The 24,952-nt window shown below is 63.3% G+C and carries 29 protein-coding genes; 10 read left to right on the top strand and 19 right to left on the bottom strand.

Annotation, left to right across the window (positions count from 1 at the left end):
* Positions 1 to 36: 36 nt before the first annotated feature.
* Positions 37 to 717, bottom strand: coding sequence for a hypothetical protein (locus BEN49_RS14825; RefSeq protein WP_070744659.1), 681 nt, complete (start codon positions 715 to 717; stop codon positions 37 to 39).
* Positions 718 to 792: 75 nt separating this feature from the next.
* On the bottom strand, positions 793 to 1,350 hold the full coding sequence (locus BEN49_RS14820) for a hypothetical protein (RefSeq protein WP_070744657.1): 558 nt from the start codon (positions 1,348 to 1,350) through the stop codon (positions 793 to 795).
* 212 nt (positions 1,351 to 1,562) lie between these two features.
* Here BEN49_RS14820 and BEN49_RS14815 point away from each other — a divergent pair, with 212 nt between their 5' ends.
* From BEN49_RS14815 to BEN49_RS14795, 6 genes are all read left to right on the top strand, one after another.
* The gene (locus BEN49_RS14815) at positions 1,563 to 1,844 is read left to right on the top strand and encodes an ATP-dependent Clp protease adaptor ClpS (RefSeq protein WP_070744655.1); all 282 of its coding nucleotides are present in this window, start codon (positions 1,563 to 1,565) and stop codon (positions 1,842 to 1,844) included.
* Between the two features lie 115 nt (positions 1,845 to 1,959).
* The gene (gene recR, locus BEN49_RS14810; RefSeq protein ID WP_070744653.1) at positions 1,960 to 2,574 is read left to right on the top strand and encodes a recombination mediator RecR; all 615 of its coding nucleotides are present in this window, start codon (positions 1,960 to 1,962) and stop codon (positions 2,572 to 2,574) included.
* 300 nt (positions 2,575 to 2,874) lie between these two features.
* Positions 2,875 to 4,344, top strand: coding sequence for a glycosyltransferase family 2 protein (locus BEN49_RS14805; RefSeq protein WP_083326125.1), 1,470 nt, complete (start codon positions 2,875 to 2,877; stop codon positions 4,342 to 4,344).
* Positions 4,317 to 4,883 carry a hypothetical protein gene (locus tag BEN49_RS25790; RefSeq protein ID WP_083326124.1) on the top strand — a complete coding sequence of 189 codons (567 nt, stop codon included), beginning with the start codon at positions 4,317 to 4,319 and terminating at the stop codon, positions 4,881 to 4,883. The genes BEN49_RS14805 and BEN49_RS25790 overlap by 28 nt, the downstream gene beginning before the upstream one ends.
* 65 nt (positions 4,884 to 4,948) lie before the next feature.
* Complete coding sequence (locus BEN49_RS14800) at positions 4,949 to 6,163, top strand: pyridoxal phosphate-dependent aminotransferase (protein WP_070744690.1); 1,215 nt, start codon at positions 4,949 to 4,951, stop codon at positions 6,161 to 6,163.
* A 202-nt stretch (positions 6,164 to 6,365) separates the two neighbouring features.
* Entirely contained in the window at positions 6,366 to 7,361 is a 996-nt protein-coding gene (locus BEN49_RS14795) for a bifunctional heptose 7-phosphate kinase/heptose 1-phosphate adenyltransferase (RefSeq protein ID WP_070744651.1), read from the top strand.
* An 11-nt stretch (positions 7,362 to 7,372) separates the two neighbouring features.
* Here the strand turns inward: BEN49_RS14795 and BEN49_RS14790 are convergent, their stop codons facing one another.
* The 4 genes from BEN49_RS14790 to BEN49_RS14775 form a co-directional block, all read right to left on the bottom strand.
* The gene (locus tag BEN49_RS14790; protein ID WP_070744649.1) at positions 7,373 to 7,936 is read right to left on the bottom strand and encodes a sugar O-acetyltransferase; all 564 of its coding nucleotides are present in this window, start codon (positions 7,934 to 7,936) and stop codon (positions 7,373 to 7,375) included.
* A gap of 12 nt (positions 7,937 to 7,948) precedes the next feature.
* Positions 7,949 to 8,158, bottom strand: coding sequence for a zinc ribbon domain-containing protein YjdM (locus BEN49_RS14785; RefSeq protein WP_070744647.1), 210 nt, complete (start codon positions 8,156 to 8,158; stop codon positions 7,949 to 7,951).
* 53 nt (positions 8,159 to 8,211) lie between these two features.
* A complete protein-coding gene (gene hemE / locus BEN49_RS14780) occupies positions 8,212 to 9,240 on the bottom strand; it encodes a uroporphyrinogen decarboxylase (protein ID WP_070744645.1) in 1,029 nt (342 codons plus the stop codon).
* Between the two features lie 65 nt (positions 9,241 to 9,305).
* Positions 9,306 to 9,926: a MarC family protein gene (locus tag BEN49_RS14775; protein WP_070744643.1), complete on the bottom strand. Its 621-nt coding sequence runs from the start codon at positions 9,924 to 9,926 to the stop codon at positions 9,306 to 9,308.
* A 98-nt stretch (positions 9,927 to 10,024) separates the two neighbouring features.
* On the opposite strand from BEN49_RS14775, the gene BEN49_RS14770 reads away from it, so the two are divergent.
* Positions 10,025 to 11,143 carry an endonuclease/exonuclease/phosphatase family protein gene (locus tag BEN49_RS14770; protein WP_070744641.1) on the top strand — a complete coding sequence of 373 codons (1,119 nt, stop codon included), beginning with the start codon at positions 10,025 to 10,027 and terminating at the stop codon, positions 11,141 to 11,143.
* A 134-nt stretch (positions 11,144 to 11,277) separates the two neighbouring features.
* Here the strand turns inward: BEN49_RS14770 and BEN49_RS14765 are convergent, their stop codons facing one another.
* A complete protein-coding gene (locus BEN49_RS14765) occupies positions 11,278 to 11,928 on the bottom strand; it encodes a hypothetical protein (protein WP_070744639.1) in 651 nt (216 codons plus the stop codon).
* Positions 11,929 to 12,035: 107 nt separating this feature from the next.
* On the opposite strand from BEN49_RS14765, the gene BEN49_RS14760 reads away from it, so the two are divergent.
* Positions 12,036 to 12,434: a GNAT family N-acetyltransferase gene (locus BEN49_RS14760; RefSeq protein WP_070744688.1), complete on the top strand. Its 399-nt coding sequence runs from the start codon at positions 12,036 to 12,038 to the stop codon at positions 12,432 to 12,434.
* Positions 12,435 to 12,543: 109 nt separating this feature from the next.
* Here the strand turns inward: BEN49_RS14760 and dnaK are convergent, their stop codons facing one another.
* The 8 genes from dnaK to BEN49_RS25780 form a co-directional block, all read right to left on the bottom strand.
* Positions 12,544 to 14,478, bottom strand: coding sequence for a molecular chaperone DnaK (gene dnaK / locus BEN49_RS14755; protein ID WP_070744637.1), 1,935 nt, complete (start codon positions 14,476 to 14,478; stop codon positions 12,544 to 12,546).
* Positions 14,479 to 14,740: 262 nt separating this feature from the next.
* Entirely contained in the window at positions 14,741 to 15,529 is a 789-nt protein-coding gene (locus BEN49_RS28095) for an alpha/beta hydrolase (RefSeq protein ID WP_158022936.1), read from the bottom strand.
* A 5-nt stretch (positions 15,530 to 15,534) separates the two neighbouring features.
* Positions 15,535 to 15,699, bottom strand: a complete 165-nt coding sequence (locus tag BEN49_RS28090; protein WP_158022934.1) for a hypothetical protein — start codon at positions 15,697 to 15,699, stop codon at positions 15,535 to 15,537.
* A gap of 12 nt (positions 15,700 to 15,711) precedes the next feature.
* Positions 15,712 to 16,416, bottom strand: a complete 705-nt coding sequence (locus BEN49_RS14745; protein ID WP_083326122.1) for a pseudouridine synthase — start codon at positions 16,414 to 16,416, stop codon at positions 15,712 to 15,714.
* 108 nt (positions 16,417 to 16,524) lie between these two features.
* Positions 16,525 to 17,637, bottom strand: a complete 1,113-nt coding sequence (locus BEN49_RS14740) for an MBL fold metallo-hydrolase (protein WP_125916892.1) — start codon at positions 17,635 to 17,637, stop codon at positions 16,525 to 16,527.
* Positions 17,638 to 17,646: 9 nt separating this feature from the next.
* Positions 17,647 to 18,327, bottom strand: coding sequence for an NAD-dependent epimerase/dehydratase family protein (locus BEN49_RS14735; protein WP_070744631.1), 681 nt, complete (start codon positions 18,325 to 18,327; stop codon positions 17,647 to 17,649).
* A 230-nt stretch (positions 18,328 to 18,557) separates the two neighbouring features.
* The gene (locus tag BEN49_RS25785; RefSeq protein WP_083326121.1) at positions 18,558 to 19,433 is read right to left on the bottom strand and encodes a hypothetical protein; all 876 of its coding nucleotides are present in this window, start codon (positions 19,431 to 19,433) and stop codon (positions 18,558 to 18,560) included.
* On the bottom strand, positions 19,430 to 20,494 hold the full coding sequence (locus tag BEN49_RS25780; RefSeq protein WP_125916890.1) for a hypothetical protein: 1,065 nt from the start codon (positions 20,492 to 20,494) through the stop codon (positions 19,430 to 19,432). The genes BEN49_RS25785 and BEN49_RS25780 overlap by 4 nt, the downstream gene beginning before the upstream one ends.
* A gap of 298 nt (positions 20,495 to 20,792) precedes the next feature.
* Between BEN49_RS25780 and BEN49_RS14725 the strand changes: the two genes are divergently transcribed.
* A complete protein-coding gene (locus BEN49_RS14725) occupies positions 20,793 to 21,455 on the top strand; it encodes an HAD family hydrolase (protein WP_070744629.1) in 663 nt (220 codons plus the stop codon).
* Positions 21,456 to 21,516: 61 nt separating this feature from the next.
* On the opposite strand, the gene BEN49_RS14720 is transcribed toward BEN49_RS14725, so the two are convergent.
* Positions 21,517 to 21,942 (bottom strand): PIN domain-containing protein, encoded by a 426-nt coding sequence (locus BEN49_RS14720; RefSeq protein ID WP_070744627.1) that lies wholly within the window; start codon positions 21,940 to 21,942, stop codon positions 21,517 to 21,519.
* Complete coding sequence (locus BEN49_RS14715; protein WP_070744625.1) at positions 21,939 to 22,181, bottom strand: DUF6364 family protein; 243 nt, start codon at positions 22,179 to 22,181, stop codon at positions 21,939 to 21,941. Before BEN49_RS14715 ends, BEN49_RS14720 begins: the two co-directional genes overlap by 4 nt.
* A gap of 410 nt (positions 22,182 to 22,591) precedes the next feature.
* On the opposite strand from BEN49_RS14715, the gene BEN49_RS27000 reads away from it, so the two are divergent.
* A complete protein-coding gene (locus BEN49_RS27000) occupies positions 22,592 to 23,116 on the top strand; it encodes a hypothetical protein (protein WP_125916888.1) in 525 nt (174 codons plus the stop codon).
* Between the two features lie 144 nt (positions 23,117 to 23,260).
* On the opposite strand, the gene BEN49_RS14705 is transcribed toward BEN49_RS27000, so the two are convergent.
* Together BEN49_RS14705 and fabG are read right to left on the bottom strand one after the other, a co-directional pair.
* Complete coding sequence (locus BEN49_RS14705) at positions 23,261 to 24,025, bottom strand: DUF4262 domain-containing protein (RefSeq protein WP_070744686.1); 765 nt, start codon at positions 24,023 to 24,025, stop codon at positions 23,261 to 23,263.
* A gap of 12 nt (positions 24,026 to 24,037) precedes the next feature.
* On the bottom strand, positions 24,038 to 24,787 hold the full coding sequence (gene fabG, locus BEN49_RS14700) for a 3-oxoacyl-[acyl-carrier-protein] reductase (protein ID WP_070744684.1): 750 nt from the start codon (positions 24,785 to 24,787) through the stop codon (positions 24,038 to 24,040).
* Positions 24,788 to 24,952 lie beyond the last annotated feature (165 nt).

The following is a 24,952-nucleotide window of genomic DNA, read 5'->3' as shown; positions in this document are numbered from 1 at the left end:
GATTAAAAATTTGTGCCTAATACCCACCGGGAGGGGTTAATCGTCGCGCCGGGGCGTGGCCGCGGGTGGGACCGGCATGGGGGCTGGCAGCACCACCGGCGCGGTGGCTGGCACGTAGGTCGATTCGGTACCGGGGCGCAGCTCGAGGCGCATGGGGGCCACCGACGTTTCGCGCAGGCTCAGGATGCCGTACACCGTCTCGCCGGGCTTGATGGTGCGGTTGGCAAGGTCAAACTCCTCAAATTCGCGGCGCATGTTTTTATTGGCTTGGCTGGCGCCCAGCATGTTGCCGCCGGCAATGAAGGGCCCTGTGGGCAAGAACGTGCCCCCACTGGTGGCGCCCGTGCTGTTGTTGATGGTGCCGCCCACGTTGAAGTTCAGCAGCACGTAGAGCAGGTAAATGGCCACGCCCTGCTTTAGGTCCTGCGCCGCCGCGGTGCCGCCCACGGGCATGACGGGCCGGTCGCCGTACAGCAGGTTCAGGTCGCACGAGAAATTCAAGTCTCGCCCCGTGCGGTTGGTTACACGCACGGCGGTTACGTGATAGCCCCGCTTGGCTTCTTTTTTTACGTACTTTTTGTTGCCGTGCAGCCGCAGCACGTCGTACTGATAGCCAAACTCGACGGGCGCGTTGGCGGCTGAGGCTTGGTAGGTGGCGATGCGGTCGGGCCGAATGGGGGTGTACGACCCGGCGCAGCCGGTGGCCAGCGCGAGCAAGCCCAGACCAGCTCAAAGAGGAGGGTAACGTTTTAGCATAAAATTGGGGTGAAAAGGAAGTGAAGTCAGCGCAAGCTACTGCGGAATAGTCAATTCCCGAGGTAGCTCAAAGGTCAGATTTGCGCTTTTCTTACGCCGGTGCAAATCATTCAGCACATCATCTAAATCGGGCTTGTACTCGACCCACAAATCTTCGTGCAGGTGCTTCAAAATCAGGGCCGGGAGGCGGGCGGCCAGGCGTGCCACGGCTTTGTAAAAGCCGTCGTACACGCTGTCGAACTGGCCCGAATAGTGGTCGAGGCACAGGCGCAGGGTGTAGGCCAGTAGGTCAATTTCGAGCTGCTTGCTTTTGGTGATGCGGCGGGCGCGGGCCGCCTCCTGCACGCTGGCGCGCAAAGCCTTCACGAGGCTGCGGTTGAGCAGGCGCCCGCTCACGGCCAAGTTGAACAATTCGTGGATGCGGTCGGCGGTTTCCTCCTGGATCTGGGCCAGCGACACGTCGGCCAGCAGCTCGAAGCGGAAGGTTTCGTAGAGTTCGGCGTCGCGGCGCACGGCGCGCAGAAGCAGGGCTTCCTTTTCGGGTTCGCCGAGGCGCTTGAGGGCTTTTTTAAATTCGGTCGCGGGAACGGGCATGGGCAGGGAGCGGGAGGCGGTGGGCGAGGTGCCGGTGGGGCCCCAGGGGTGCCGTTTTGCAACGGCCGGCGGGCCACCGGGAGGGCAGGGCCCCTTGGCAGCCGAAAATTACGCCGGCCCCGCGCCCCGGGGGCCCATTTCCCGAAACGATTTGTGGGGCCCGGGCGTTTACACGTGCCGCCAACCCGGTGCCGCCGCCGTAAATTTGCCCCATGACGACCCGCCCCCAAATTGAGTTCGATGAGGACGTACTGCTGCTCGAAGAACCCGCCGAGCCGCGCAGCCTTGTGGTGTACAACGACGAGGTAAATACCTTCGCCCACGTCATCAAAACCCTGATTGACGTGTGCCAGCACCAGCCCGAGCAGGCCGAGCAGTGCACCCTGCTCATCCACTACAAAGGCAAGTGCAGCGTCAAAAACGGCTCGTACGAGGAGCTAGAGCCCCTGTGCACCGCCATCCACGACCGGGGCATTTCGGCGGATATCTCCTGATTGAGCTGTTAGCTTGTGGCTATTAGCTGTCAGCTTTTCGTTCAACTTGTTTGGGCGAACGGGTCCAGCCAAAAAGCTAACAGCCAACAGCTATAAGCTAACAGCTAATAACTAAATGGATTTCCCTTCCAAGCTGATTGAAAACGCCGTGGGCGAGCTCGCCCGCCTGCCCGGCATTGGCAAGAAAACGGCCCTGCGCCTAGCCCTGCACCTGCTGAAGGCCGACACCGACACCACGGCCTCGCTGGCCGAGGCGCTGGCCAAAATGCGCTTCGAAATCACTTACTGCCGCACCTGCCACAGCATTTCCGACGCCGAGGAGTGCAGCATTTGCGCCAATCAGCTGCGCGACCACGCCCAAGTGTGCGTGGTGGCCGACGTGCGCGACGTTATCGCCATCGAAAACACGGGCCAGTACCGCGGCGTGTACCACGTGCTGGGCGGCGTCATCTCGCCCATCGAGGGCGTGGGGCCCACCGACCTGCACATCGACTCGCTGGTGGAGCGGGCCGCGGCCGAAGACTCGGACGTGCGCGAGGTCATCCTCGCCATCAGCCCCACCATGGAGGGCGACACCACTGCCTTTTACCTCTCGCGCCGCCTGCGCGACCTGCCCAACGTGCACATCAGCACCATTGCCCGCGGCATTCCGATGGGCGGCGAGCTGGAATACGCCGACGAGATTACCCTCGGCCGCAGCATTGTGGACCGCCAGCGGCAAGTAAGTTAGGGCCCCCGGCCGGCCCCAAAATATTGCAAAAAAAGCTCCGCAGCCGGTTTGGCGGCGGGGCTTTTTTTGGGCCGCCACGCGCGGGGGGATACCGGGGCCAGGCGTCGTTTCTGCCCCCGCGTTTTTGCGCGCACCGCTTGGAGCCACGGTGGGCAGTAGTTGCGCAAGCAGTGAACCGCCCGGCGATGGCTGGCAGCCTTTAGCTTTGTTAGCCTATTTCTGATGAATATCATCGGCCGAAAAAGTTAACAGCTGACAGCCAATAGCTAACAGCTAAAATAGCAGCTAACCGCTCAAAAATTGAAACTCTCCGTCGTCGTCGTCAGCTACAACGTCAGCTACTTCCTCGAGCAGGCGCTGCTGTCGGTGCGGCGGGCGGCCGAGAAGCTGGGGGCCCCGGTGGAGGTGTTCGTGGTGGACAACAACTCGGCCGACCACTCGGTAGCAATGGTGCGGGCCCGGTTCCCGGAGGTCATCCTGATCGAAAACAAGCACAACCCGGGCTTTGCCAAGGCCAACAACCAGGCCCTGCGCCGCGCCACCGGCCAGTACCAGCTGCTGCTCAACCCCGACACGGTGGTGGAGGAAGACACCTTCCGGGCCTGCTGCGATTTTATGGACGCGCACCCCGCCGGCGGGGGCCTGGGCGTGCACATGCTTGATGGCCAGGGCCACTTTCTGCCCGAAAGCAAGCGCGGCCTGCCCACGCCCGCCGTGGCCCTGTGCAAAATGCTGGGCCTGAGCCGCCTGCTGCCCAATTCGCGCATCTTTGGCCGCTACCATTTGGGGTACTTGGACAAAAACCAGGCCCACGAGGTCGACGTGCTAAGCGGGGCGTTTATGCTGCTGCGGCGCACGGCCCTGGCCCAGGTAGGCCTGCTCGACGAAGACTACTTCATGTACGGCGAGGACATCGACCTCTCGTACCGCCTCACGCTGGGCGGCTGGAAAAATTACTATTTCCCCGGGGCCCGCATCATCCACTACAAGGGTGAGAGCACCCGACGCACGAGCGTGAACTACGTGCTTGTATTTTACCGGGCCATGGTGATTTTCGCCCGCAAGCACTTCGCCCCGGGGCCCGCCGGCCTGGTCTCGCTGCTGATCAACACCGCCATTTGGCTGCGGGCGGGAGCGGCCATTTTAGAGCGGCTGGCCCGCCAAGTCGCGCCGGTCGTGCTCGATGCCGGCCTGCTGTACGGGGGTATATTTTTGCTGAAAACGTACTGGGAAACCTACCATAAATACCCGCCGGGACCCTATCCACCGCAGTTTATGCGGGTGGCCGTGCCGGGCTACATTGCCGTGTGGCTGGCCTCGGCCTACCTGAGCGGCGGCTACGGCCGGCCCCTGAAGCTGGGCCGCCTGGCGCGGGGCATCCTGGTGGGCACGGTGCTGATTTCGGCGGTGTCGAATTTTTTGGACGCCTGGCGCTTTTCCAAGGCCCTTATTGTGCTGGGCGGGGCCTGGGCCCTGGTGGCGATGGTGGGGCGGCAGCTGGCCACGCACTTTGTAAAGTACCACAACCTGCACTTGGGCGAACCCCGCCCGAAGAATATTGCCATCGTGGGCTCGGCGGCCGAGAGCCAGCGCGTGTGCCAGCTCCTGGAGGCCGCCGCCGTGCCCGCGCGCGTCGTCGGCTACGTGGCCGTGGGCCCCACAGCGACGGCGCATCGGTGCGGCAGTCGCCAGCGCACGCGCCGGCCGAGGCCCTGGGCGAGTTGCGCCAACTGCCTGATCTGGTGCGCCTGTACGCGCTGGACGAGCTGATTTTTTGCGGCCGTGACCTGCCCGCCAGCCAAATTATTGGCCTGATGCTGGCGCTGCCCGCCACGCCGCCGGTGGCCTACAAAATCCTGCCCGAGGCCAGCGCCTACATCATCGGCAGCAGCCGCAAGGATGCGCCCGGCAACTACTACGCCCTCCACAGCGCCCTGAATCTGCACCAGCCGGGCCCCGCCCGCGCCAAGCGCCTGCTCGACGTATCGAGTGCCGCGGCGCTGCTGCTGCTGGGGCCCCTGCTGGTCTGGTTTCAAATTGACCGCCAAGCATTTGTGCACAACGCGGTGGCGGTGCTGCGGGGCCGGGCCACGTGGGTGGGCCTGCGCCACACGCCCGGCCCGGCCCAGGCGCGGCCCGCCGTGCTCTCGCCCGCCGACGCGGCCGGGGGCCCCCTCGGGGCCGATGCCAAGCGCCATCTTGAATTGCTGTACGCCAAAAACTACGCCCCGGGGCAGGACGTGGGGATTCTGTGGCGCTGCTGGCGGCGGCTGGGGCAGGCCGTGGGGCCCTCAGCGGCGGAAAAATAGGATAGCGTGCGGTTTGGCTAGGCGCAGCCAATACCTTTGCAATGCAAATTTTTCCGCTGTCCGCTATGCCCGAAGTACTTGCCCCCGTGTCGCCGCTCTCCAATCGCCTGCTGGCGATGACCGAATCGGCGACCATTGCCATGGCCAAAAAAGCCCGCGAGCTGGCCGCGCAGGGCGTCGATGTCATCAGCCTGAGCTTCGGTGAGCCCGACTTTCAGACGCCCCAGTACATCAAAGACGCCGCCAAGAAGGCCGTCGACGATGGTTTCACATTCTACACGCCGGTGCCTGGTACCTTGGAGCTGCGCCAAGCCATTTGTGCCAAGCTTAAGAAGGAGAACGACTTAGACTACTTGCCCAATAACATTGTGGTGAGCACCGGCGCCAAGCAGGCCCTGGCCAACGCCATCCTCAGCCTGGTGAACCCGGGCGACGAGGTGATCATCTACTCGCCCTATTGGGTGAGCTACGAGGAGATGGTGAAGCTGGCCGAGGGCGTGCCCGTGCCGCTGGTGGGCAGCCTCGAAAACGACTACAAGGCCACCGCCGCGCAGCTTGAATCCGCCATCACGCCGCGTACCAAGCTCATCATGTACTCGTCGCCGTGCAACCCCACGGGGTCAGTGTTCAGCAAGGAAGAGTTTGGCGAAATAGCCGCCGTGCTGGCCCGCCACCCGCAGGTTTACGCCCTGGCCGACGAGATTTACGAGTACATCAACTTCGTGGGCGAGCACTACAGCCTGGCCCGCTTCCCGGAGGTTAAAGACCAGGTAATCACGGTCAACGGCTTCTCGAAGGGCTACGCCATGACCGGCTGGCGCCTGGGCTACCTCGCCGCCCGCGCCGACATTGCCTCGGCCTGCGACAAGCTCCAGGGCCAAATCACGTCCGGCACCTGCTCCATTGCCCAGAAGGCTGGCACCGCCGCCCTGCTCGGCGGCCACGGCAGCGCCGATGAGATGGTAACCGCCTACCACCGCCGCCGCGACCTGGTGTTGGACATTGCCAAGGACATCCCCGGCCTGGTGACGCCCACGCCGAGCGGCGCGTTCTACGTGTTCCCGGACGTGTCGGCGTTCTTCGGCCGCACCACGGCCGAGGGCCAGGTGATCAAGGATTCGGCCGATTTGGCCCTCTACCTGCTCAGCGACGCCCACGTGGCCGCCGTGTCGGGCGAGGCCTTTGGGGCCCCGCAGTGCATGCGCTTCAGCACCGCCGCCGCCGACGACAAACTGGTGGAAGCCTTCCAGCGCATCAAGAAAAGCCTGGCCAAATTGTAGTTTCCGTAGCGTGGACTTTGTAGTCCGCGGCTCTCGCTTCGTCCTGCCGATTAATCGTGCAGTGACCGTCCAGAGCCGCGGACTAAAAAGTCCGCGCTACAATTTTGCAACAACCAGTTAATGTGAGGCCCGTGGCAGCGGTGCGCTTCGGCGTGCTCCTGCCGCGGGCCTTTACCTTTGGGGCCCTATTCTTCTTGCCGCAATGCCCGTCGATACGCTTTCCCAACTCTTTGCCGATTTCAATAGCCTGCGCGTCCTCATCATCGGCGACGTGATGGTGGACGCCTACGTATGGGGCCGCGCCACGCGCCTCTCGCCCGAGGCGCCCGTGCCGGTGGTGCACGTGGCCCGCACCGAAAACCGCCTCGGTGGGGCCGCCAACGTGGCCCTGAACGTGCAAGCCCTGGGGGCCACGCCGCTGCTCTGCGCCGTGATTGGCGACGATGCCGGCGGTGACCAGCTGCTGGAGCTGCTGCGCCAACGCGACCTGCCCACCGCCGGCCTCCTCCGCAGTCCGCAGCGGCCCACTACCGTGAAGCAGCGCATTCTGGCCCACGGCCAGCAGCTGCTGCGCATCGATTCGGAGGTGGAAACCGACCTCGACGCCGCTGAAACTGCGCAGCTGCTGGGGGCCTATGACGAACTGTTGGCTGAGGCCGACGTGGTAGTTTTCGAAGATTATGACAAGGGCGTGCTGCGCGAGGACATCATTGCCGCCTGCATCGCACGGGCCCGGGAGCGCGGCATCCCCACGGTGGTGGACCCCAAGAAGAAGAACTTCCTCGCTTACCGCGGCTGCACGCTGTTCAAGCCCAACCTGAAGGAGCTGCGCGAGGGCCTCAAGCTGGAGTTTGGCGACCCCGCCACCGACCGCCCGGGCTTCGAGGCCGGCGTGGCCCGGCTACGCGAAGAATTGCAGCCCGAAACCGTGCTAGTGACACTGTCCGAACACGGCGTATTTGCCCAGCAGGCCGACCAAAAAACCTACCTGCCGGCCCACCTGCGCACCATCTCCGACGTGTCAGGGGCCGGCGACACGGTCATCAGCATCGCGGCTCTGTGCGTGGCGCTGCGGCAACCGGCGCCATTCCTGGCGGCGCTGGCCAACCTCGGCGGCGGGCTGGTGTGCGAGCAAGTGGGCGTGGTGCCGATTGAGAAACAGCGGCTGCTGGAAGAAGCGCAGGAAGCTGGCCTGTAGCGCCGGGGCCCCTACGCTGGGGGCCCCAGGCTTTTGATGACGCGGGCCGGGTTGCCCACCGCCAGCGAATACGCCGGTACATCCCTGGTAACCACCGACCCGGCCCCGATGACGCAGCCCATGCCGATGCGCACGCCGGGGCAGACGATGGCCCCGCCCCCAAACCAACAGTCATCGCCGATGGTGATGGGCCGCCCCGATTCCACCGTGCGGCGCGTCACGGCGTCGAGCGGGTGGGTGGCCCCGTACAGCTGCACCCCGGGCCCAAACAACACGTTGGAGCCAATGGTGACCTTCATCACGTCCAGCACCACGCAGTTCACGTTGAAAAACACGTCGCTGCCGCAATAAATGTTGCTGCCGTAATCGCAGTGGAAGGGTGGCTCGATGTAGAAATTCGGGCCGGCGTGGGGCACCAGCTCGGCCAGCACTTCGCGCGCAACGTCCGTAAGCAGGTACTCCGTCACGTTCAGGCGGTGCAGCAGCCGTTTGGCCCGGGCCCGCTCCTGCACCAAAACCGGGTCGCTGGCCAGGTACAGCTCGCCGGCTAGCATCTTCTCTTTCTCGCTCAGCATGGGAACGCCGCGCTAGGCTTTCTTCAAAAACTCCGTTTTCAGCACCATCGTGCTGCCACCGGCCCGCCCTTCTACCTCGCTGGAGGAGTTGGTGAGGCGGATGTTCTTGACCAGCGTGCCGCGCTTAAGTGTTAGCGAAGAACCTTTGACTTTCAGGTCTTTGATGAGCGTGACCGAATCACCTTCGGCGAGCAGGGCCCCATTGGTGTCTTTGGTTTCCATACGTAAGGAATGGGAAGGTGGATTTTAGAGAATTAGGGCCCTGGGGCCCCAACCTACCCCCGCCACTCCTTCACCGTGTCCACGAACACGCGCACGTTGTCGGGGTCGGTGTCGGGGTAGACGCCGTGGCCGAGGTTGGCGATGTGGGGGCCCCCGGCGAACTGACGCAGCATGGCCAGCGTAGCGGCTTTTACCTGGTCGCGGGTGCCGTAGAGGGCACAGGGGTCGAGGTTGCCTTGCAAAGTTTTGTCGCCGGCCACGCGGCGCACGGCGGCGGGGTCCTGGTTCCAGTCGAGGCCAATGGTGCGGCAGGGCAGGGCGGCAAAATCCTCCACGGCCCACCAGGCGCCCTTGGCAAACACCGTGACGGACACCAGCGGCGCGAGGGCGGCGCAAATCTGAGCGATGTAGCGCGTCGAGAATTCGGCGTAGTGCGCGGGCGGCAGGATGCCGGCCCACGAGTCGAACACCTGCACCACTTGGGCCCCGGCGGCCACCTGGGCTTGCAGGTAGGCGATGGTGGTGGCGGTGATTTTTTCGAGCAGCCGGTGGGCCAGGGCGGGCTCGCGGTAGAGCATGCCGCGGGCCTTACTGAAGGTTTTGGAGCCGTGGCCCTCCACCATGTAGGCCAGAATCGTCCAGGGGGCCCCGGCAAACCCTATCAGTGGCACGCGCCCGTTCAGGGCCCGCTTGGTGATGCGCAGCGCCTCCAACACGTAGCCGAGGTGCTCCTCGGGGTCGGCGATGCGCAGCTTGTCCACGTCGGCGGCCGACTTGATGACGTTGGGGAATAGGGGGCCCCGGGCCTCCACCATCTCGTAGGGCAGGCCCATGGCGTCGGGCACCACCAAGATGTCGGAGAAAATAATGGCCGCGTCCACGTCCAGCGCGTCGATGGGCTGGATGGTGACCTCGGCGGCCAGCTCGGGGGTTTCCACCAGCTCTTTGAAGCCGGAGAGGCGGGCGCGCAGGGCGCGGTACTCGGGCAGGATGCGGCCGGCTTGGCGCATGAGCCACACGGGCGTCCGCTCGGTGGTTTCGCCGCGGGCGGCGCGCAGGTAGAGGTCGTTCTTGATTGTCATAAGCTAGACGCAAAAGTACGGCCGGCGCCGGGGCCCCGTTGCCGCTCGTTGCAAATGCCGGGGCCCTATTTGATTAACCCCGGGAACAAAACGCCGATGGCGGAGGCGAAGAAGTTCACGCCGATGGCCAGCGTGATGAAGCCCATGATGCGCGCCAGGGCCGCCATGCCCGGCCGGCCCAGCAGGCGCGTGAGGCGCAGCGACGAGGCCAGCACCACGAAGCTAGCCAGCGCTACCAGCGCAAAGCCCAAAAGCGTCAGCAATTTATCGGGGTAGCTGGGGCGGATGAGGCCGATGCAGATGGCCATCGAGCCGGGCCCCGAGAGCATGGGCATGGCCAGCGGTGTGAAGCTCACGTCGTCCTTGAGCTTGCTTTCTTCGAGGGCGGCGGGGCCCACCCGGTCGCGGTTGGCGCCGGGCGTGAGCAAGTCGAAGGCCGAGCGCATGAGCAGGATGCCACCCGCAATGCGCAGGTGCTGGATGCTGATGCCGAAGAAGTTGAGGATGTACTGCCCGCCCAGAAAGGCCACGCTCAGGATGGCCACCATGTAGAGGCAGGCGCGCAGGGCAATGCGCAGGCGCTCGGTGCCACTGTCGTCGCTGGTGAGGGTGAGGAAAACCGGCATCGCCCCGAAGGGGTTCACGAGCGAAAACAGGGTGGTGAACGTGGCCAGCAGGATTTCCATGCCTCAAAGGTAGGGCAAGGGCCCCAGGGCACGGCCAACGCGGCTATTTAGCCGGACGGCCGTGCCCGAGCTGGTGCCACTATATACCTTTGTTTTTGATGAATTTACTGCTTATCCTGGCGCAGTGGCTGACGTGGCTGCTGGCCGCTGCTGCCCTGCTGGTTACCGCGCTGCCGCTGCTCCGCCAAACGGCCTGGTGGGTGCGCATCTGCGATTTTCCGCGCCTGCAAATTGTGGCTGGGCTAGCGCTTAGCCTGGCAGGGGCCCTGCTGCTGCCGCCGCTGCCGGGGCCCTGGCAAGGGGCCCTGGTGGGGGCCCTGGGGGTTGCCATCGGCTACCAGGGCTACCGAATTCTGCCTTACACGCCGCTGCACCGCAAGCAGGTGGCCGACGCCAGCCGCCCCGCCGCCGACCTCGATAACCACCTGAGCCTACTGGTAACTAACGTGTTGATGTACAACCGTGATTCGGCGCGCATCATGGGCCACATCCGCCTGCGGCAGCCCGACGTTGTGCTGGCCGTGGAAACCGACGCCTGGTGGCTGGCGCAGCTGCAGCCGCTCGCTAAATCGTACCCCTACACCTGCCACGCCCCGCTGCCCAACACCTACGGCATGCTGGTGTTCTCGCGCCTACCGCTGCGCCAGGCTGAAATCCGGTTTCTGCTGGAAGCCGACGTGCCTTCGTTTCACGGGCAGGTGGAACTGCCCAACGGCGTGCTGGTGCGCATGCACTTCCTGCACCCGCGCCCGCCCGCCCCGTCCGAATCCAAGAGCAGCGTGCGCCGCGACGCAGAGCTGCTGGTGGTGGGCCGCGAAATTGAGGACCACGACGGCCCCACCATCGTGGCCGGCGACCTGAACGACGTGGCGTGGTCACACACCTCCGAGCTGTTCCGGCGGCTTTCGCAGCTGCTCGACCCGCGCATCGGCCGGGGCCTGCTGCCCACGTTCCACGCCGACCACAAGCTGCTGCGCTGGCCCCTCGACCACGTGTTCCACTCGGCGCACTTCCGCTTGCAGCACCTCGAGCGCCTCACCCACATGGGCTCCGACCACTTCCCCATCTACATCCGCCTCAGCTACGAGCCCACCGGCTGGCGCGAGCAAGCCGAGGAGCTGGAAATGCCCGATGCCGAAGACCGGGAGGAAGCCGCCGAAAAAATTGAGGACGGGCTGGCCGACGCCGCCGAAAACCCAGCCCAACTGGGAATATAGCTTCTGTACCACCAAGCTGTGCTTGGTCTCGCGTATGCTGCCCTGGGGAGAGCTAGGGGCCCTGGGGAGAGCTAGGGGCCCTGGGGCAAGACCAAGCACAGCTTGGTGGTACAGCTCTTCTCCCCCCGGCTGGCTTACCCCGCCATAATCCGCACCGCCACCCAAAACAGCACGCCCGCCGCGCCCAGCCACAGAATGCGCACGCCGTGGGCCCGGTCGGCGGTGGCAAAGCCGGGCACCTGTCGGCCGTCGGGCAGGGTTTTGCGGTAGCGCCACAGCGACCAGCCAATGCCCATGCCGAACACGCCGCCCGCCAGGGCCAGCAGGTAGCCGGCCACAATCCAGGCGGTGGGGCGGGGGTTGGGGGCGGCCAGGGTTTCGGTGTGCAGGGCCCTAAGGTTATGCAAAATGTGGTCCGACACGTCCTGGCCGCGCTCGCGCAGCACCTGGGTAGCCAGCGCCACATCGTGGCTGCTCCAGGCATCGGGCTGGCTGAGCAGCTCCCACAGCTCCTGGTTGGTGAACTTGAACAGATAATAGTCCGACGGGAAGTTGCTGGGTGTATTAGCGGCCTGGCTTTCTTCCAGTTGGCGCACCCGCGTGAAGTCGCCGGGCAGCAGGCTCACCACGAATTGCTCGGCCGACGTGGTGCCCAGCACGGCATTGAAGCGCGGCCGCGAGTGGTGGGCTTCGTAGGCAATCCGCTGGGCATCGAGCAGGGCCAGCAGCGGCTGGGCCGCCTCGGGCGTGGAAAACTTCTGGTAAGCAAGAACAACGGAATCCATGCGGAGCGGAGCAAACGGCGGTCGGCAGCGGCCAAAACCTGAGGCAATTTACGTCCCGCGCCGGCCGGTTTACTTTGCAGCCGCCCACAAACTTTCTCCCGCTGCCCATGCCCATCGCCTACCACCTCGACCGTATCCCTACCGCTGAGCAAGTCATCGACCTATACTTAAGCGCCGGCCTGGAGCGCCCCACCCACGACGCGCCCCGCATCGCCCAGATGTACGCCAATAGCAACCTCGTCGCCACGGCCTGGGATGGGCCCCTGCTGGTGGGCGTGTCCCGGGCCCTCACCGATTTTTGCTTCTGCTGCTACCTCTCCGACTTGGCCGTGCGCGACGAGTATAAGCACCAGGGTATCGGCAAGCAGCTGCTGGCCCTAACCAAAGAAAAGGCGGGGCCCGGCAGCACGCTCATGCTGCGCGCCGCCCAGGAGGCCATGGCCTACTACCCCAAGCTGGGCATGGAAACCATGACGGACGGCTTCCTCATCCGGCGCGAACACTGAGCGCTGGGGCCCCAGCACACAAAAAAAGGCCGGAAGCAATGCGCTTCCGGCCTTTTCAATGCCAAATTAGAATCCGTTTTTATCCGTTAAATCCACGGAATCTGCGGTCCTACTTGCCGTCTACTTCTTCGTAGTCCACATCGGTTACGTGGTCGGCGGCGGGCTGGCCGTTACCGTCCTGCGGCTGGCCTTCGCTGCCGGGGAAGCCCTGGCCGGCGCCGGCGCCATCGGCACCCGCAGCAGCGTACATCTCCTGCGAAGCGGCCTGCCAGGCGGCGTTGATAGCCGTCATGGCGGTTTCAATCGCGCCGAGGTCTTTGCTCTCGTGGGCCTTCTTGAGGTCGGCGAGGGCGCCTTCCACGGCGGTTTTGTTGCCACCGCTCAGCTTGTCGCCGTACTCTTTCAGCTGCTTCTCGGTCTGGAAAATCATCGAGTCGGCGTCGTTCACCTTCTTGATGCGCTCGGCTTCGGCCTTGTCGGCGTCGGCGTTGGTGGCCGCTTCCTGGCGCATGCGCTCAATGTCCTGGTCAGACAAGCCGCTGCTGGCTTCGATGCGGATTTTCTGCTCCTTGCCGGTGCCTTTGTCCTTGGCGGTTACGTTCAGGATGCCGTTGGCATCGATGTCAAAGATTACTTCGATCTGCGGCACGCCGCGGGGCGCGGGCGGGATGCTGTCGAGGTGAAATTTGCCGATGGTGCGGTTCTGGCTGGCCAGGGGCCGCTCGCCTTGCAGCACGTGGATTTCCACCGAAGGCTGCGAGTCCGAAGCTGTCGAGAAGGTCTCCGATTTCTTGGTCGGGATGGTCGTGTTCGACTCGATGAGCTTGGTCATCACGCCGCCCATCGTCTCAATGCCCAGCGAGAGCGGGGTCACGTCGAGCAGCAGTACGTCCTTCACTTCACCCGTCAGCACACCGCCTTGAATGGCGGCGCCGATGGCTACCACTTCGTCGGGGTTCACGCCTTTTGAAGGCTTTTTGCCGAAGAACTTCTCCACTTCCTCCTGGATGCGGGGAATACGGGTCGAACCACCTACGAGGATCACCTCGTCGATGTCGCTAGCTGAGAGGCCGGCGTCTTGGAGGGCCTTCTTGCAGGGCTCCATCGAGCGGCGCACCAGCGCGTCCGAAAGCTGCTCGAACTTGGCGCGGCTCAGCTTCACCACCAAGTGCTTGGGGCCGCTGGCGGTGGCCGTCACGTAGGGCAGGTTAATTTCGGTTTCGTTCGAGCTCGACAGCTCCACTTTAGCTTTTTCAGCGGCCTCTTTCAAGCGCTGGAGGGCCATGGGGTCGTTGCGCAGGTCGAGGCCTTCGTTGTCGGCCTTGAACTGGTCGGCCAGGAAGTCGATGATCACTTGGTCGAAGTCGTCGCCGCCGAGGTGGGTGTCGCCGTTGGTGCTCAGTACTTCAAACACGCCGTCGCCCAGCTCCAACACCGAGATGTCGAAGGTGCCGCCGCCGAGGTCGTACACAGCAATTTTTTGGTCTTTGTGCTTCTTGTCCAGGCCGTAAGCCAACGCGGCGGCCGTGGGCTCGTTGATGATGCGCTTCACGTCGAGGCCAGCAATGGCGCCGGCTTCTTTGGTGGCTTGGCGCTGGGCGTCGTTGAAGTACGCGGGCACCGTAATCACGGCTTCCGTCACGGGCTGGCCGAGGTAATCTTCGGCGGTTTGCTTCATTTTCTGAAGCACCATGGCCGAAATTTCCTGCGGGGTGTAGTTGCGGTCGCCAATTTTCACGGCCACCGTATTATTCGAACCAGGCGTCAGGTCGTAGGCTACGTACTTGCTCTCGGCGGATACTTCCGAGAACTGGCGGCCCATGAAACGCTTGATGCTGGCGATGGTGTTTTTGGGGTTGGTAACGGCCTGGCGCTTCGCTGAGTCGCCCACTTTGCGCTCGCCCTTACCGTTGTCGAGGAATGCGACGATGGACGGCGTGGTGCGGCGGCCTTCGGAGTTAGGGATAACAACGGGTTCGTTGCCTTCCATTACGGACACGCAAGAGTTGGTGGTGCCGAGGTCGATGCCGATTATTTTGCCCATGTTGGGGTGTTCAGATTAAGTGGATAGTTTGTCAATAGAAAGCTGCCCAAGGGTAGCTGCTGGTCCTTTTACAAGCAACGTACCAGCCCATTTTGTGACACAATGTCACCAAAAGCGTCTTTTTAGGGCCCCCGCCGGACTTCATGGCTTTGTTTGAATATTCAGAAAATCCGTTTTCTGCCAGCCCGTCAGCGCAACGTACTGCATGGGGCCCTCAAGCCTACGGGCAGCCCGTTTGATACGCGGGCTCACTGCGCCCTCGCTACTTCTGATGCAGCAAAAACCCGCGCACCTGCTGCTGCCAGGCGGCCGGGTAGCGGTGCCAGTACGGCTCGTGGCCCGCGCCAACGAAGTCGTGCCGCTGCTTGGGGCCCCGGAGGTTGCGGAAAATGGCGTTGGTTTCGGCGCGGGTCACGCGGGCGTCGGCGGTGCCCCACAGGAGTAGGGTGGGGGTAGCTACTTGCGTGGCGTAGCGCTCGGCGGAGAGGCCGGGGCCCCAGAAGCCATTTTGCAGGCCACCCCAGAATACCAGCAAATCGGCCAGGGGCCAGGCGGGCACGTGCAGGGCGGCGAAGCGGTTGCGGGCCGTTTGGCGGAGGCTGCCGAAGGGGCATTCGAGCACGTTGGCCGCCGGTCGCACGCCCAACTCGGCCTCGGCCCGCAGGATGGCCACCGCGCCCATGCTCACGCCGTAGAGCACCAGGGGCCCCGGGCCGCCGGGACGGGCGTCGAGCCAGCGCGCGGCGGCCGCTACGTCGTCGGCCTCGCGGTAGCCCACCGTCACGTGGGTGCCTGCCGAGCCGCCACCGCCGGCAAAATCGACTAGCAGCACAGCGTAGCCCAGGTCGCGGAAAAAGGTGGCCTCCGTTACCAGGTGCGATTTTTCGCTGGTGTAGCCGTGGAACAGGGCCACCGTGCCGCGCGCCGGGCCCGCGGGCAAGCTGTACCACGCCGCGAGCCGGCCGTTGGGGCCCTCAAAAAACAGGCTTTGGCAGGGAAACGCCGGCGGCGCCCCGGTGACGGGCCGCGGGTTGCGCACGCCGGTTAGCACCAAGCTCAGCTTGGCGGCGGCCGATAGTTTTTCGGGCGACTTGGTGCGGGGCCCGCCGCGGTGCTGAAGTGCGTGAGCTGCCAGGCGTGGAAGAAAACAACGACGTTTGCCAGCCCGAACAGCACGAGGCCGGTATTCATCAGGCGACGCAACAAGCGCTTGCTCAACATAACGCCGGGTCCCTAGCGCGGACGGCGGGGCGCACCGCGCTCGGCTGGGCCGCCGCTGGGGCCTGGGCGGCGCAGCGGCCCAGCAGCGGCCGGGGCCCCCGGGGTAGGCTTCACAGCCACTTGGCGGTTGGCGGGGTCTTTGGTGGCCGAGAACTTGGCCTTGAGCTTGCGCGACTCTTCGGGCGTGAGCTCGCGCCACTCGCCGGGGGCCAGGGCCCCGAGGTCCAGCTCGTCGATGCGGGCGCGGACGAGGCGGAGGCACGGCAGGCCCACGGCGGCGCACATCTTGCGCACCTGCCGGTTCATGCCCTGCGAAATGCGGATTTCCAGCCAGGTGGTGGGGATGCTGGCGCGGTAGCGGATAGGCGTGCTGCGCGCCCACAGGCCCTCGGGCTCGGGCATGTCGGTGGCCTGGGCGGGGGCGGTGCGGCCTTCTTTGATGAGCACGCCGCGGCGCAGTTTTTCGAGGGCCTCGGTGGTCACCTCGCCCTCTACCTGGGCCCAGTAGGTTTTGAATGCTTTATAACGCGGGTCGCTGAGGCGGTGCTGGAGGGCCTTGTCATCGGTGAGCAGCAGCAGGCCTTCGGAGTCAAAATCGAGCCGGCCAACGGGGTAGATGTGCGGCACGGGCACGAAATCCTTGAGCGTGGCCCGGCCCGCCTCATCGGTGAACTGGGTGAGGACTTCGTAGGGCTTATTGAGGAGGATGTAGCGCATAAGCTGGGGGCCCTTATTTGGAGTTAAAAGTTGAGAGTTAAAAGTTAAAACCCATGCGCATGGGTTTTAACTTTTAACTCTCAACTTTTAACTTATTCCAGGACTGCCCTAGCGCCACCACGGCGCCGTGGGCAGCGGCCCGGGGCCCAAAGTTACGGGCTCGCCGAGGCGCGGCGTGGTGAGGGGCTGGCCGAGGCGGGCGGCTTCGGCGCTGGCGCGCGTCACGGACTCGTTCCAGGGGTGATTGGCCTCGGTGAAGGCGCCCCAGTGCACGGGCAGCATGGCGGCGGCGCGCACGTCGCGGGTGGCCTGCACGCTCTGCTCGGGCTTCATGTGGATTTCGGCCCACTGCCGGTCGTACTGCCCGCACTCCACCAGCGCCAAATCGAACGGCCCGTACTGGGCCCCGATGGCGGCGAAGTGGGGCCCGTAGCCGCCGTCGCCGGTGTAGAAAATGCGCTTCGTGGGGCCCTGGAGCACCCACGAGCACCACAGCGTGGAGTTGCGGTTGGTGAGGCCGCGGCCCGAGAAGTGACGGCTGGGCGTGCACCGCAGCGTGACGCCGGCCACCCGGGCGCTGTCGCCCCAGTTCATTTCGGTGATGCGCGCCGCGGGTACGCCCCAGGCCCGCAGGTGCGCCCCAATGCCCAGCGGCACGTAGAACTGCCCCACTTTGTCCTTGATTTTGCGAATGGTTTGGTAGTCAAGGTGGTCGTAGTGGTCGTGCGAAATGAGCACGGCCGCGATGGGCGGCAGCTGCTCGGGCGTGATGGCCAGGCTGGAGTTGTAGCGCTTGGGCGTGACCAGGGCCAGGGGCCCCATTTCCACGCTCAGCATGGGGTCGAGCAGGATGTTTTGGCCAGCCATTTCCACTAGGCTGGCCGAGTGCCCAAACCAAGTCACGCGCACTAACTCCGGCGATTTCTGCACGATGGCGAGCGAATCGAGCGGCTGCGTGGGCAGTGGCTCTGGCGGCTCGGTGTTGGGGCTTTTGCGGAAAATAAAATTCCAGAGCACCGACCCCATATTGCCCTCCGTCAGTTGTTTCGTCGGCAGCAGGTTTTTGAATTCGCCGCCCGCGTAGTGGCCCGATTGCGCAAAGCGCTGCCGGTCGGCCTTGGTGGGCGTGCCGCCCAGCTGCGGGCTGAGGCCGGTGAAGGCCGCCACGGCCAATAACAGGGCCCCGAGAATGCCGCCAGTGGTCAAGAGAAAAGTTTTCAAGTGGTGAGGTTACGAATGCGCGGCTGGTTGGGCGCGGGCCAGCGCCACAATGTCGGGTACTTCGAGCACGGGCTTGGGGGCCCCGGCGCTAGCGGCATTGATCATGGCCCGGCCCACCTCCTGCATGGTGCTTACGTAGGCCGGGGCCAACCGGCGGGCCAGTGGGTACAGCCAGGCAATGTAGCGGTACCATTTCAGCAGGTTGCGCTGGCCGGGCGTGGCCCGCATGAAGCCCGGGCGAAACATGTAGGCCCGCCGGAAGGGTAGGGCCAGCAGCTCGTTCTCGGTGCGGCCCTTCACCCGGGCCCAGTGCTGGCCGCTTTGCGCGGTGCTGTCGGTGCCAGCGCCCGATACGTAGACGAACGTCAGGGCCGGGTTGAGGCGCGCCAGGGTGCGGGCAAAGTCCAGCGTCAGGTCGTGGGTGATGCGCTCATATTCTTCCTTCGACACGCCCACCGATGAGATGCCGGCGCAGAAAAAACAGGCGTCGTAGCCCGTGAGCTGGCTTTCGATGGGGCCCAACTCCTGCAAGTTGGCGTGCAGCAGCTCGGTCATTTTGGGGTGGCGGCGGCCGCTGGGCCGGCGGCTGAGCACCAGCACGTGCGCCACGGCGGGGTTTTCCAGGCATTCGAGCAGCACGCCCTCGCCCACCATCCCGGTAGCGCCGGTGAGGATGACTCGTAGTTTCATGGATGGAGCAGAATGGATTGACTACGAAGACGCACAAAGAGCAACTGTACTTTACAGAAGCCGACCTAGCGCCTATCCGAAATCGGAACTGTCATGCTGAGCTTGCGAAGCATCTTATCAGGGTAGAACGGGTCGTTTAACGGTGATAAGATGCTTCGCAAGCTCAGCATGACAGTTTCCATTCGGCTGCCCTCAACGTAACGACCCGATCGTGTGAAACAGCCCCGCGCCTACACGCTGCCCGAGTATTTCCGCACGGCCCATTCCGTGGTTATGAAGGCCAGGATTAGGAAGAAAATCCACTTTTGGTCAATCAAATCCTTCAGGTCTTCGTCGCTGGAAAGGATGGGTTTGTAGTTGGCCTTCAGCAAGTCCTGGGTGAGTTGCGCGAACTGCGCAGGGTAGTAGAGGCGCTGGCCGCTGCGGCGGGCCAGCTGGGCCAGCAGGTTGGGGTTGGCCTTCGATTCGAGGGCTTCGAGGGGCTGGTTTTGCACGAGCAGCTCGCCGGCGTCTTGCTGGGCCTGGCCGCCGAGGGTGGCGCGGGCTTGGTAGCGGTAGCGGCCGGCAGGCAAGGGCCCCAGGTGCAGTGGGGCCCCGTCGGCGCCGTTGCTGAAGGAGAAGCGGCGCACGCGCTGGCTGTCGCTGGTGAGGGTGAGGTCGATTTTCTGGTCATAGATGCGCTCGAACACCGCGTTGTAGGTTTCGGCGGCCAGCGTCACGTCGTCCTGGGTACCGAAGGCGTCCTGTGTGGGGTAGGCGTCGAGGCGCTTTTTGCGGGCGTTTTGGGTGAGGAGCTGGATGGTGCGCACGATGAGGCGGTCGTAGGCCTCGGGGCGGTCGTCGTGGGCCACGGCCTCGCTTAGGCGCCACTGCCAGCCGCCGTCGGTGAGCAGCGTGGCTTGGCGGCGGCCGGTGGGGCCCCCAAACACCAGCAGCGGCCGCTGGGTGGCCACGCGGCCCACCTGCTGCCAGAGCGCGGCTTCGGCCCCGGGGCCCAGGCGCAGGTCGGCGAAGGGCACGGCCACGGGCGGGTACTGAGCGAAGCGCCGGGCCGTTTTCTCGTCGAGGGCGAAGCGGGTGAAGCCGGGGTTGGGCAGGGGCGTCACGGCGTCGGTTTGGGCCCGCGGGGTTGGATGCTGAGGCCCGTGCCGAGCCTGTTGTAGGCCGCCAGGTCCGACTGGGCCCCCACGACGTAGAGCGCCGGCACGCCCTTGGCCTGCACCTGGGCCAGGATGTCGGCCCCCAGCCCGCCTTGTGCCGGCAGCTGGTGCAGGATGGCCACGTCGAAATCAGCGCCCGGCTTGAGGGGGGCCACGCCGGGCACGGCCAGGGTCAGGTCGAAGTTGTCGTTGGTTTGCAGCGCCGCGCGCAGGGCCTTCAGGTCGGGGTGGGGGGCGGCGCCGGCCAGCAACACGCGCAGCTTGCCCTTCACCACCTCCACGAAGGCCGGGCGGGCGTTGTTCAGGGCCGTGAACTCGCCGGGTTGGGGCACCACGCGCACTTCGTAGCGGCGCTTGCCGGGCGCGGGCGCCGTCACTTGGAAGGCCGTGCGCACGCGCCGCCGCCCGGCGGGTAGGGCCACGCGGCGGGTTTCGAGCACCCGGGGGCCCTCGCGCAGCTCCACGGTGGCCGTGCCGCCGGCGTAACCCTCAAAGGCCAGCTCGGCCTCCAGCGGAAACTTGTTGCCACTGAACACCACCCGGTTGTAGGCCAGGTCCGTCAGCCGCAAGTCCTTCTTGGGCACGGTGTCGCCCACGGCCACGGCGTAAATTGGGAACGTGTAGTCGGCCGTGGCGGGGCCCCGGCCCTGGTTGGCGATGCCGTCGCTGAGCAGCACCACGGCGGCCAGGTTGCGGCCGTCGTAGGCAGCGCGGGTATCGGTCAGGAGCTGGTCGAGGTCGGTGCTGGCGGCGGTGAAGCGCAGCGAATCGGGCCCCGGCGTGCGGCCGGGCGTCAGGGCCCTAGTTTCCACCGCAAAACCCTTGGCCCGTAGCGTAGCGGCCAGCTGGGCGAGGCCGGCGGTGGCCTGCCCCAGCACGTGTTTGGGCGTGAATAATTCTACCGACTGCGAGTTGTCAACGGCCAGCACCACGGTGGGCTTTTCGGTGCGCGTGGTGCTGGTGGTGAGCAGGGGCCCCAGCAGGAGGTAGCACAACAAGCTGACCACCAGGAAGCGCAGTGAGGCCAGCGCGTAGTTCAGGCGGGGGCCCCAGGGGCCCGGGCCGAGTATTGCAGGGCGGCGTAGCCCGCGCCCACCAACAGGCACAGCGGGATAAACCAGGCGGAATATTGGGTCGTGAGCAAAAGCAGCGGCAAAAAAGAGGGCCCCGGGGCGGACTACAAAACGCGGCCCGAAGCAAAAATAGTCCAGCCGCGGGCCCGCGCGCCGGCCGTTGGGGCCCCGGCGGCAAGAGTTGCGCCCCGGCGCCCCGGTACCTTTGCCCGCAACCTTCGTAAGCGGCCCCATGATTCAAACCGTGATTTTCGACATGGACGGCGTCATTATTGACACCGAACCCATCCACCACCACGCCTTTTTCACCCAGTTTGCCGAGCTGGGCATCACCGTTTCGGACGCCGAATACGCCTCGTTTCTGGGCTCGTCCACGCGCAACGTGTTCCAAAAACTCAAGCAGCAGTTTGGCCTAACGCAGGACGTGGACGCCCTGCTCATGCGCAAGCGCGAGCTGTTCAACCAAGCCTTCGATACCGACCCAACCCTCGACTTGCTCGACAACGTGCGCGTGCTACTCGACGACCTGCGGGCCCACCAAGTGCCGCTGGTGGTGGCTTCGTCGGCTTCCAAGGCCACCATTGGGCGGGTGTTCAAGCGCTTTAACCTGGGGCCCTACTTCGGGCACATCGTCAGCGGCGAAGACTTTGCGCAGTCAAAACCCAACCCCGCCATCTTCCAGCACGCCGCCGTTCTGGCCGGCACGCCGGTCTCGGAGTGCGTCGTCATCGAAGACTCGGCCAACGGCGTGGCGGCGGCCAAAGCGGCCGGCATCTACTGCATCGGCTACGCCAGCCCGCACTCGGCCGGGCAAAACCTGCACCAGGCGGACATGATTATCCAGCACTTCTCCGAGCTGTCGGCGGAAAAAATTCGCGCTATTCAGGTAGGGTAGGGGCCCTGGGTAAGCTTAGTGCCTATGAGGCCTGCTTTTAATGATGTGGTAAGCTCCGCATTCAGGCGGGACTATCAAGCTCGTTAAGGGCCTGCGCAATGGAAAGAACGGGCAGCGTACTGCCACGAAAACCTTTTGGGTCGCGGGTGACGATGGCGCGAATGGCCGGCTGGGCGCAGGCTACTACGTGCTGGATACTGTCCTCAAAATCGGTGAAATCACTGGCCAATGCTTGGCGAATAGTAGCTGCATCGACGGAAAGAATCTCAACCAGCCGCTCCAGCTGCAAGAGTAGCTGCCGGGCCTGCACCGTCGAAGTTTGCCGCCGCACAATGTATTCGATGTTGGCAAAAGACAAGCTGGCCGCGTACAGCTGGGCCTCGCCTGCTGCGCCTGCCTGCATCAACTCGGTGGCATCCTCCCCAAACGGCTCCCGTCGGGTCAGGTAATCGATGAGAACATTGGTGTCGAGCAGGTAGTGCCTCATTGATGTTTCTCCCACAAGGCTTCGCCCAGCGCCGTTTTATAATCAAAATTGGGCGGCAGGGAAATGCAGCCGGACAGGGCTTCAACTTGCGGGGATAGAGGGCGGCGCTTTCGGGCGGGGGCGACTACGGGCCGCAGCAATTCGGCCACCAGCACCGACAAGTCGGTGCCCGTGCGCCGGGCATATTCCTGGACCTGGGTCGCCAAATCGTCGTCGAGGGAGAGCGTAAGGGTAGACATGGCGTAGAAAAGAAAAACCTTAACGGAAGGTAATACACTGGGCGCAGAGGCAAAGTGCCAGGCAGTTAACGCCTCATCGCATCCAGCTGCATGTGGTTTGATCCTTAAAGTTGCAGAAAATCAGGTCGCCATCGCGCAGTTGGGGCCCTAGCGCCGCGGTCGTCGCTTCCGCCGCCCGGTGGCTTTGGAAGTGGAGCAACTTGCGGTGCAGGCGCGGATAGGTGGTGAGGGCGAGGGCTGTTAGGAGAAGCAGAGGGAATATGAACCGGCACTTCATAATCAGAAGGCTCTAAATTAGTGCTTGTTAGTGATGGAGTAGCTATCATTGACGAAAGTCATTAGGCTCTTGCAACAATACACTTACACAGTTGCATTAATAATAAGGGATAATTTTTTAAATAAAATATTATATGGCTAGCTATAAAATAGAGATCCTAAAAAAGCATTTTGCATTTTTCATTTTGCTGCAAATAGTTTGTGGTTGTAATAATTCTGATAAAACTGAAATTAAGAATGCGAGTAGAAATTTAATTATAAACGACACTCTTAAACTATCTGCACATTTCGATGAATGTGGAGAATTTGGTGGTCACAGGGAACAAATAAGAATTTATAATTTGCGAAGTACAAATCCCAACGGTGTCCTTAATATTCTTAATGCTGACTTATTGGTTGATACCATAAAATGTCCTTCGAATAGAAAGAGAAAATTTAAAAAAACTAAAACAAAGAGGCTAGCTGATAATGATAAAGCAATAGTTTTAGATTATATGAATGATCTATTTGAACATTCTTTTAATGAAGAATTAATATCAAATGCTGGTAAAAGTTATACAATTGAATGTAAAATGCCTAGAATATCTATGTCCTATATTGATGATGAACAAGGATGGAATGGATTTTATAATTTGAAAAATTCTCTTTTTAAAAAGTAATTCACCGTCCACTTGCAGCAGCACCTGACCGGTGATGTAATTCGGATTGTCAGAGGTTAAAAAAGCAATGGTTTTAGAAACGGGTAAGGTGTGAGTATGTGCGGGTTCTGCTACAAATAGCACCGTGGGATGAAAGCCAGCTGTTCATTCTGCATCGTCTTCCTCGTCCTCAAATTCCTCTTCTTGCCACTTTTCTCCTACTGCCGTTCGGCTGGCGCGCCAACCGTAGTTCAGTTGGAACAGCTCGTTGACGGTTGGGTCTTGGGCCACAATTTCTATTAGCGCGACCATTCTTAGGTCATCCGCATCGTAGTCTGGGCAGCTGAGAAACTGCCAGTTGCCGTCGGCATCGTGCACCACGTGCAAAATGGGTTGGCCGTCCAAGACTTGGCGCATGGTGTACACGCTCAGGCCGTGCTCCTCTCGAAACCTGAAATCATGGTTCCGGTCGAGCAGTGGCTGGCCGAACTTCCAGCTAGCGGTAAAACCCTCTTCCCACGGGAAAATGGCCTGCTTATCCGGCCACACGATTTGCAGAGCAGGGAAATCCCAGCCCTTATAAAACCAGTGGCCGTAGCCAAAATAGTCGCCGTAGTTAACCTTGGCAACTCGTAGGAAGCGCACGTCGAAGTCGCCGATAAAATCAGGGTAGCCGATGGCAAGGTCCGGCTGTGGCTGCTTATCGAATAGCTCTTTTGCTGTCCAAAACATCGACTGTAGCAAGTCTTGGCTCAGCGAGAAGCAGATGAGCTCCGGGTAGCCGTAGGTTTTGAACAGCCCAATGGTGTAAGCAAAACCGGGCGAATACCCATCACTGGGTGTTATCACCACGTGAAACCCATATTTCGCTACGTCGCTGGTTATCCTCTGCTCCGCGGCGGCGTCGTGCGCGGCGTGTTCTTGGGGCATGGCCATGAGAGCTTACGTCAGCATGCCGCCGTCCACTTGCAGCACCTGGCCGGTGATGTAAGACGAGTCGTCCGAAGCCAAAAAGGCGGTGGCTTTGGCCACGTCGTCGGGCGAGCCGCCGCGCTTGAGCGGAATGGCCTTGCGCCATTCGTCCACCTGCTTGGCTTCGAGCGCGTCGGTCATTTCGGTTTCGATGAAGCCCGGGGCCACGGCGTTGCAGCGGATGTTGCGCGAACCCAGCTCCAGGGCCACCGACTTAGTGAAGCCGATGATGCCGGCCTTGCTGGCGGCGTAGTTGGCCTGCCCGGCGTTGCCCTTGATGCCCACCACGGAGGTCATGTTGATGATGGAGCCGGTTTTGGCGCGCATCATGGGCTTGGTGGCGGCCTTGGTGAGGTTAAAGACCGACTTGAGGTTTACGGTCAGCACGTTGTCCCACTGCTGCTCGCTCATGCGCATCAGCAGGCCGTCCTGGGTGATGCCGGCGTTGTTGACAAGGATGTCGAGCTTGCCGAAGTCGGCCAGCACGTCTTCCACCAGCTTTTCGGCCTGGGCGTAGTCCGAGGCGTCGGAGCGGTAGCCCTTGGCCTTAGCGCCGTGGGCGGCCAGCTCGGCCTCCAGGGCCTGGCCTTTTTCCACCGACGACAAGTACGTGAAGGCCACCTGGGCCCCCAGCTGAGCAAAATGCGCGGCAATGGCGCGGCCAATTCCTTTCGAGGCCCCGGTCACGAGGGCTACTTTTCCGGCGAGAGTCTGATTCATGGGGCGAAAGTAAGGAGCGGGGCCGTTGGCCGCGGCGGCCGGCAGTGGCGCGGCGGCCAACGGCCCGCGGCCCAACGCCGCAAAAAGTAGGGTCCCCAGCGCGCCGGGCCCACCCGCAGGCGCCCGGCGCCGGGCTACCTTCGCCCCCGATTATGCCTGCACCAC

The sequence above is a fragment of the Hymenobacter coccineus genome (genome assembly GCF_001816125.1).
Taxonomy (GTDB): Bacteria; Bacteroidota; Bacteroidia; order Cytophagales; family Hymenobacteraceae; genus Hymenobacter; species Hymenobacter coccineus.
This window is presented reverse-complemented; position numbering and strand designations above follow the sequence as displayed.

Bases quoted from the DNA above. Each gene is read 5' to 3' on its own strand.
- BEN49_RS14820 (WP_070744657.1), bottom strand. From the start codon at position 1,350: ATGCCCGTTCCCGCGACCGAATTTAAAAAAGCCCTCAAGCGCCTCGGC.
- BEN49_RS14815 (WP_070744655.1), top strand. From the start codon at position 1,563: ATGACGACCCGCCCCCAAATTGAGTTCGATGAGGACGTACTGCTGCTC.
- recR (WP_070744653.1), top strand. From the start codon at position 1,960: ATGGATTTCCCTTCCAAGCTGATTGAAAACGCCGTGGGCGAGCTCGCC.
- BEN49_RS14800 (WP_070744690.1), top strand. From the start codon at position 4,949: ATGCCCGAAGTACTTGCCCCCGTGTCGCCGCTCTCCAATCGCCTGCTG.
- BEN49_RS14795 (WP_070744651.1), top strand. From the start codon at position 6,366: ATGCCCGTCGATACGCTTTCCCAACTCTTTGCCGATTTCAATAGCCTG.
- BEN49_RS14790 (WP_070744649.1), bottom strand. From the start codon at position 7,936: ATGCTGAGCGAGAAAGAGAAGATGCTAGCCGGCGAGCTGTACCTGGCC.
- BEN49_RS14785 (WP_070744647.1), bottom strand. From the start codon at position 8,158: ATGGAAACCAAAGACACCAATGGGGCCCTGCTCGCCGAAGGTGATTCG.
- hemE (WP_070744645.1), bottom strand. From the start codon at position 9,240: ATGACAATCAAGAACGACCTCTACCTGCGCGCCGCCCGCGGCGAAACC.
- BEN49_RS14775 (WP_070744643.1), bottom strand. From the start codon at position 9,926: ATGGAAATCCTGCTGGCCACGTTCACCACCCTGTTTTCGCTCGTGAAC.
- BEN49_RS14770 (WP_070744641.1), top strand. From the start codon at position 10,025: ATGAATTTACTGCTTATCCTGGCGCAGTGGCTGACGTGGCTGCTGGCC.
- BEN49_RS14765 (WP_070744639.1), bottom strand. From the start codon at position 11,928: ATGGATTCCGTTGTTCTTGCTTACCAGAAGTTTTCCACGCCCGAGGCG.
- BEN49_RS14760 (WP_070744688.1), top strand. From the start codon at position 12,036: ATGCCCATCGCCTACCACCTCGACCGTATCCCTACCGCTGAGCAAGTC.
- dnaK (WP_070744637.1), bottom strand. From the start codon at position 14,478: ATGGGCAAAATAATCGGCATCGACCTCGGCACCACCAACTCTTGCGTG.
- BEN49_RS28090 (WP_158022934.1), bottom strand. From the start codon at position 15,699: ATGTTGAGCAAGCGCTTGTTGCGTCGCCTGATGAATACCGGCCTCGTG.
- BEN49_RS14745 (WP_083326122.1), bottom strand. From the start codon at position 16,416: ATGCGCTACATCCTCCTCAATAAGCCCTACGAAGTCCTCACCCAGTTC.
- BEN49_RS14735 (WP_070744631.1), bottom strand. From the start codon at position 18,327: ATGAAACTACGAGTCATCCTCACCGGCGCTACCGGGATGGTGGGCGAG.
- BEN49_RS14725 (WP_070744629.1), top strand. From the start codon at position 20,793: ATGATTCAAACCGTGATTTTCGACATGGACGGCGTCATTATTGACACC.
- BEN49_RS14720 (WP_070744627.1), bottom strand. From the start codon at position 21,942: ATGAGGCACTACCTGCTCGACACCAATGTTCTCATCGATTACCTGACC.
- BEN49_RS14715 (WP_070744625.1), bottom strand. From the start codon at position 22,181: ATGTCTACCCTTACGCTCTCCCTCGACGACGATTTGGCGACCCAGGTC.
- BEN49_RS27000 (WP_125916888.1), top strand. From the start codon at position 22,592: ATGGCTAGCTATAAAATAGAGATCCTAAAAAAGCATTTTGCATTTTTC.
- BEN49_RS14705 (WP_070744686.1), bottom strand. From the start codon at position 24,025: ATGCCCCAAGAACACGCCGCGCACGACGCCGCCGCGGAGCAGAGGATA.
- fabG (WP_070744684.1), bottom strand. From the start codon at position 24,787: ATGAATCAGACTCTCGCCGGAAAAGTAGCCCTCGTGACCGGGGCCTCG.